The following is a 6,463-nucleotide window of genomic DNA, read 5'->3' as shown; positions in this document are numbered from 1 at the left end:
GGGCAAGTCGTCCAGTCCGAGATCATCCCTCAGCTGATGCTGCTGCATCGCGGTTTCGTTTCGGAAGCGCCCAAACCGACGTTCAAACCAGAGGTGGGGCAGGTCGCGGCCTTCACGGATTTGGCGCTTGCGGAGGATGATGCGCCCATGGTCGAGGCTTTCTCGGCCCTGGTGGCGGAAGGCCATCCCGTCGATCGGCTGTTCCTCGATCTGCTGGCGCCCTCCGCGGCCCTCCTGGGCCGCATGTGGGACGACGATCTGTGCGATTTCATCGAGGTGACGACGGGTGTCGCCCGCCTACAGTGTCTCGTGTCGCGGTTCCGGGTGGACGGGGATGCGGTCCCAAGCGACGGGAAACGCCGCCTGCTCCTGATGAGCGCACCCGGAGAGCAGCACACGTTCGGCGTGCGGATCGTCGAGCAGTTCCTGCACAGGGCCGGCTGGGTGGTGTCGATCGGGCTCTCCTCCAGCCCGGAAGAGATCGCCGCTTTGGTAGCGTCCGAATGGTTCGGCGTCGTCGGCCTGACGCTCAGCAACGAGGCGCGCGTCGATCAGCTCGCCATGGCGATCCGCTCCGTTCGCGAGGCATCGTGCAATCGATCCATCGGTGTCATGGTCGGAGGTCCGGTGTTCCTGGAGCATCCGGAACTTGTGAAGCAAGTCGGAGCGGACGCGTCTGCGGTCGACGCGGCAACGGCAGTCCTCCTGGCACAGCGGCTACTCGATCTCGGGGCGGATTGCGCCACCAGGGGCTGACGCCGGCTTCAACGACAGCGTCCGAAGATCGCGAACTCATCGCCACGGCCCTGATTCAGATCGACCTGTGATCCGTGTCGGTTTTGGCCTGTCCGCTCTTCAGTCGCCGACGAGAAGCGGCGAAGCCAAGTCGCATCTTCGCGCAGCCTGCGACTTCGGTATGGCCGCCCTCCGAACCGGACCCGGCGATCGCCAACCCTGGCAACTGGTGCGGCCAAGAGTAGCAAACCCGCGGCGGCCGCCAATCAGAGGCAACGCTCGACCATAGGCCCTTCCCTGGTCCCTGCCCTGCCGTCGGCTCTCTTTGGGGACCTGCCGGGGCCGATGGTCCACGGCGCGCAGTTGTCCGACATGTGTAAACTCAGCTTGACGTAAAGCCAGCTTTACACTTTTATTGCGGCAGCAGCGCACTCAGCTGCCGGTCATTGGAAGGCCCCGGCATCCCGGTGGTGCTGGCATCCATCCGCGATCGTCTGACGTCCTCTGTCGCATGGACCGGTCGACGATGCCCCAGCCCCACGCCCTCGGTAATCCGACGCCGATCCGGATCGTCATCGTGACGATGGACACCCACCTCGCCGCAGCCACCGACCGGGCACAGCGTCGCCTGAGGCAGGAACTGCCCGGCCTGAGCCTTTCACTCCACGCCGCCTCGGAATGGGCCAGTGACGTCTCGACGCTCGATCGGTGCCGCAACGCCATCGCCGGCGCCGACATCGTCGTGTCCGCGATGCTGTTCCTGGAGGACCATTTCGGCGCGATCCTCGGTGACCTCGCCGCGCGACGCGATCACTGCGACGCGATGGTGAGCGTCCTCAGCGCCGGCGAGGTCATGAAGCTCACCCGGCTCGGCCGCTTCGCCATGGACGGTCAGCAGAAGGGCATGATGGCCCTGCTGAAGCGCCTGAAGGGAGGCGGGAAGGAACGCAACGCCAGTGCCGGCGCGCAGCAGATGAAGATGCTGAAGCGGCTGCCGCAGATCCTGCGCTTCATCCCGGGTACGGCCCAGGACGTGCGGGCCTACTTCCTGACGCTGCAATACTGGCTCGCCGGCTCCGACGAGAACCTCGCCAACATGATCCGCATGCTGGTCGATCGCTATGCCGGCGGTGAGCGCGCCGGTCTGCGCGGCCGCATGAAAGTCGCGGCACCGGTCGCCTATCCCGATGTCGGTCTCTACCATCCACGCATGAAGCAGCGCATCGGCGAGCAACCCGAGTTGCTGCCCGCGCAAGGCTCCCGGGGCACAGTCGGCGTGCTCGGGCTGCGCTCCTACATGCTGGCCGGGAACACGGCCCACTATGACGGGGTGATCGCCACCCTAGAGGCCCGGGGACTGCGCGTGATCCCGGCCTTCGCCGCTGGCCTCGATTGCCGCCCCGCGATCGAGCGGTACTTCTTGAAGGACGGCCGGCCCGTCATCGACGCCCTCGTATCCTTGACGGGGTTCTCCCTCGTCGGCGGTCCGGCCTACAACGACGCGCGTGCGGCCGAGGACATCCTGGCACAGCTCGATGTCCCCTACATCGCCGCGCACCCGGCGGAATTGCAAACGCTGGAACAGTGGGGGGCCTCCGATCGCGGGCTGCTCCCGGTGGAATCGACGATCATGGTCGCGATCCCCGAGCTCGACGGCGCGACGGGATCGATGGTGTTCGGAGGACGCTCCGACAAGGCGGGCCAAGCCTGCGCTGGCTGTCACCGGGCTTGCACCTTCCCGGCCGGCAACGACGATCGGGACATGCAGTCTTGCATCGAGCGGGCCGAGATGCTGGCCGCCCGTGTCGACCGTCTCGTGAGCCTGCGGCGGACCGAGCGGTCGCGGCGCAGAATCGGCGTCGTGCTGTTCAACTTTCCGCCGAATGCCGGCAACACCGGGACCGCCGCCTACCTTTCGGTCTTCGAGTCTCTCTACCGCACCCTTCTCGCCCTACGTGCCGAAGGATACGCGGTCGAGCTGCCGGACACCGTAGACGAGCTGCGCGAGCGGATCGTCAATGGGAACCGCGAGCGCTTCGGCGCGCATGCCAACGTCCATGCGCGGATCTCGGCCAACGACCACGTGACGCGCGAGCGCTGGCTCCCTGAGATCGAGGCGCAGTGGGGCCCGGCACCGGGCAGGCAGCAGAGCGACGGCACCTCGCTCTTCGTGCTCGGCGCGCAGTTCGGGAGCGTCTTCGTCGGGCTTCAGCCGGCGTTCGGCTACGAAGGCGACCCGATGCGGCTGCTGTTCGAGAAGGGTTTTACGCCGACGCACGCCTTCTCGGCGTTCTACCGCTACCTGCGCGAAGATTTTGCCGCCGATGCCGTCCTGCATTTCGGCACGCACGGCGCGCTCGAGTTCATGCCCGGCAAGCAGGCTGGCCTGTCCGGCAGGGACTGGCCCGACCGGCTGATCGGCGACCTGCCGAACCTCTATCTCTACGCGGCCAACAACCCCTCCGAAGGCGCGATCGCCAAGCGCCGGAGCGCGGCCACGCTGATCAGCTACATGACGCCGCCGATCGCGCATGCCGGCCTCTACCGCGGTCTGGTCGAGCTTAAGACCTCGATCGAGCGATGGCGCAGCCTCGCGCCGGATGCGGCCGAGGAACGCACGGAACTCGCGAGCCTGATCCAGGCCCAGGCGGCCGTGGTCGATCTTGCGAAGGCGGAGCCGGTCTGGGGCGGCGACGCCGCGGACCAAGTCCTGACTCTGGCGGGACGGGTCCTGGAGCTGGAATACACCCTGATCCCGCACGGCCTCCACGTCGTCGGCGAGCCGCTCTCGGTGACACAGCGCATCGAGATGCTGGAGGCTGTGGCCGACGCGGCGCACGGTACCGTCCCCGACCGGGCGATCGTCGCGGCGCTCGTCCAGGGGGCGGCCCCAGAGGCGGCCCTCGCCGCCGCGCGGAACGAGGGCGACCGTGATCTCCTACCCGTCCTGCGAGCGCTTGCGGACGTCGACCGCTGGCTCGCCGAGGATCACGAGATCCCGGCGATCCTGCGGGCCCTCGACGCGCGGTTCATCAGACCGGCGCCGGGGGGCGACGTGCTGCGAACCCCCGCGATCCTGCCCACGGGACGCAATCTGCACGGGTTCGATCCCTTCCGCATCCCGAGCGCCTTCGCCATGCAGGACGGCGCCCGCCAAGCGGAACGTCTGCTCGCGCGCCACATGGCCGATGGCCTGCCGCTGCCCGAGACCGTGGCCATCGTGCTCTGGGGGACCGACAATCTCAAGAACGAGGGCGGTCCGATCGGGCAGGCGCTGGCCCTCATGGGTGCTCGCCCGCGCTTCGACGGCTACGGGCGGCTGACAGGGGCGGAGCTGATCCCCCTGGCCGAACTCCGGCGGCCGCGCATTGACGTGATCATCACCCTGTCGGGCATCTTCCGCGACCTCCTGCCCCTGCAGATCAAGCTGTTGGCGGAGGCGACCTTCCTTGCGGCCTCCGCCGACGAGCCGGACGCTCAGAACTTCCTGCGCAAACATGCCCGCGCCTATCAGGCCGAGACGGGCTGCGACCTGGAAACCGCGGCTCTGCGCGTGTTCGGCAACGCCGACGGCGCCTACGGCTCGAACGTCAACCACCTGATCGAGAGCAGCCGCTGGGAGGACGAAGACGAACTCGCGGAGACCTATTCCCGCCGCAAGAGTTTCGCCTTCGGACGCTCGGGTCAACCAGCCCAACAGGCCGCCCTGCTCAGGAGCGTGCTCGCGGGCGTCGATCTCGCCTACCAGAACCTCGACTCGGTCGAGCTCGGCGTGACCACCGTCGATCACTACTTTGACACTCTGGGTGGTATCAGCCGCGCGGTGAAGCGCGCGAAAGGCAGCGCTGCTCCCGTCTACATCGGCGACCAGACCCGCGGCGAGGGCGTGGTCCGGACGCTGGGCGAACAGGTCGCGCTAGAGACCCGCACGCGTATGCTGAACCCGAAATGGAGCGAAGGGCTGCTGAGCCACGGCTATGAGGGCGTGCGGCAGATCGAGGAGCACGTCTCCAACACGATGGGCTGGTCGGCGACGACCGGCGATGTCGAGCCTTGGGTGTACGAGCGTCTGACGCAGACGTACATGCTTGATCCTGAGATGCGCCGGCGTCTGTCGGCGCTCAATCCCACCGCCTCGGCGAAGCTGGCCAATCGCCTCCTCGAAGCGCATGAGCGCCATTACTGGACGCCTGACGCCGCGACGCTCGACGCTCTCAAATCCGCCAGTGACGATCTGGAAGACCAGCTGGAGGGCGTCCAGACACAAGCGGCAGCCTAATACGAACTCTCCTTGACCCGAACCCATGAGCCCAGGCGCGCAGTAGCATCCGCCTCGGGCTTCAAACCCGAAGCGAGAATCACCCCTCAGTCCCAACCGCTACCTCGTGAGGCTCACTCAACGCGCCTTGGTATCAGCCCCGTTCCTCGGAAAGGCTCCTAGCGAACGCCTCCATCGCTGAGGCGGTACCATGCGATGATCGCTGAAACGTACAGGCGGTGAAGCGCATGCATCGGGAGCGGTGCAATCGGCGTGAGCGGCAGCGGCAGGGTGTCGGGATCGCCGGTGGCGATATAGTCCGCGATCGCCCGTCCCATCGTCGACTGGAGGCCGACGCCACGTCCCTGGCAACCGATGTCGATGAGCAGTCCCGGCGCCGGCTCGTGAAGGTGAGGAAGATAGTCTCGCGTGATCGCCACGCGACCACACCAGCGATGGTCGAACGCGATGCCGTCGAGCTGCGGGAACAGCTTCCCGACGATGCGCTCGAGGTGCCCCCAGTCCTGGAGGCTGCGCGGTTCTCGGAACGGGCCGCGGCCGCCCATCAGCAGGCGGCCGGTATGGTCGAGGCGGAAGTACAACAGCAGCTTGCGCGTGTCCGAGGAGACATGCCCCTCGGGCAGGATCGAGCGGCGCAGATTGTCCGAGAGCGGGGTCGTGGCGACCTGGAAGGAATTGGCCGCGATCACGGTCTGCGCGAGGCCCGGCCAGAGCCCCCCGGTATAGCCGTTGGTGCACAGGACGACCCGCTCGGTCGAGAGCCGGGCACCCTGCGCCGTCGTGACGGTCCAGTCCGATCCGCTTCGGGCGAGGCCGGTGACCGGCGTGTCCCCGTGGATCGCGGCCCCGGCCTTCAGCGCCGCGCGGGCGAGGCCGCGAGCATAGCTCAGCGGCTGGATCGCGCCGCCGCGGCCGTCGAGCCACCCCCCGAGGTAGCGCTCCGTCCCGAGCAGCCGGTCGGTCTCGGCCTTGTCGAGGACGCGGGTCGGCGCGCCGAGCCCAGCCCACTGAGCAGCCCGGCGCTCGACCTCCGCCAATCCCGCCTCGGTATGGGCCCCCTGGATCCAGCCCTCCCGACGGTGCGGAACGTCCATCCCGTGCTTGGCGATCAGGTCGAACACCGTGTCGGCAGTGCCGCCGGCAAAGCGTGCGAGCCGTTCGCCGCGCTCGCGCCCGAACCGGGTGACAAGGTCGGCGGGATCATATTTCAGCCCCGGGATGACTTGGCCGCCGTTGCGCCCGGAGCCGCCGAAGCCGATCTCCCGGGCCTCGAGCACCACCGGACGGATCCCGCGCTCGGCCAAGTGCAGGGCGGTGGAGAGCCCGCAGAAGCCGCCGCCGACGATCACGACGTCGGCTCGCCCGGACTCGGACAGCGGCGGGGTCTCCGGCGCGGGTGCCGCCGTAGTGGCCCACAGCGACGGGGTGAGCGGGAACGGTTCGGCCACG

At 68.0% G+C, this 6,463-nt stretch carries 3 protein-coding genes; 2 read left to right on the top strand and 1 reads right to left on the bottom strand.

Features of this window, described 5'->3' with window-relative positions; genetic code table 11:
• Together Q8W67_RS23890 and Q8W67_RS23885 are read left to right on the top strand one after the other, a co-directional pair.
• On the top strand, positions 1-756 hold a 756-nt coding region (locus Q8W67_RS23890; RefSeq protein WP_305550356.1), incomplete at its 5' end, for a B12-binding domain-containing protein.
• Between the two features lie 505 nt (positions 757-1,261).
• Entirely contained in the window at positions 1,262-5,014 is a 3,753-nt protein-coding gene (locus Q8W67_RS23885; RefSeq protein WP_305550355.1) for a magnesium chelatase subunit H, read from the top strand.
• Positions 5,015-5,172: 158 nt separating this feature from the next.
• Here Q8W67_RS23885 and Q8W67_RS23880 read toward each other — a convergent pair whose 3' ends face one another.
• Positions 5,173-6,462 (bottom strand): FAD-binding oxidoreductase, encoded by a 1,290-nt coding sequence (locus Q8W67_RS23880; RefSeq protein WP_305550354.1) that lies wholly within the window; start codon positions 6,460-6,462, stop codon positions 5,173-5,175.
• Position 6,463 lies beyond the last annotated feature (1 nt).

Source organism: Methylobacterium sp. NEAU K (assembly GCF_030700285.1).
GTDB lineage: Bacteria > Pseudomonadota > Alphaproteobacteria > Rhizobiales > Beijerinckiaceae > Methylobacterium.
Note: the sequence above shows the minus strand (reverse complement) of the source record. Positions and strands in the feature narration are given on the sequence as shown.

Excerpts from the sequence above, each read along its gene's own strand:
- Q8W67_RS23885 (WP_305550355.1), top strand. The coding sequence starts at position 1,262 with ATGCCCCAGCCCCACGCCCTCGGTAATCCGACGCCGATCCGGATCGTC.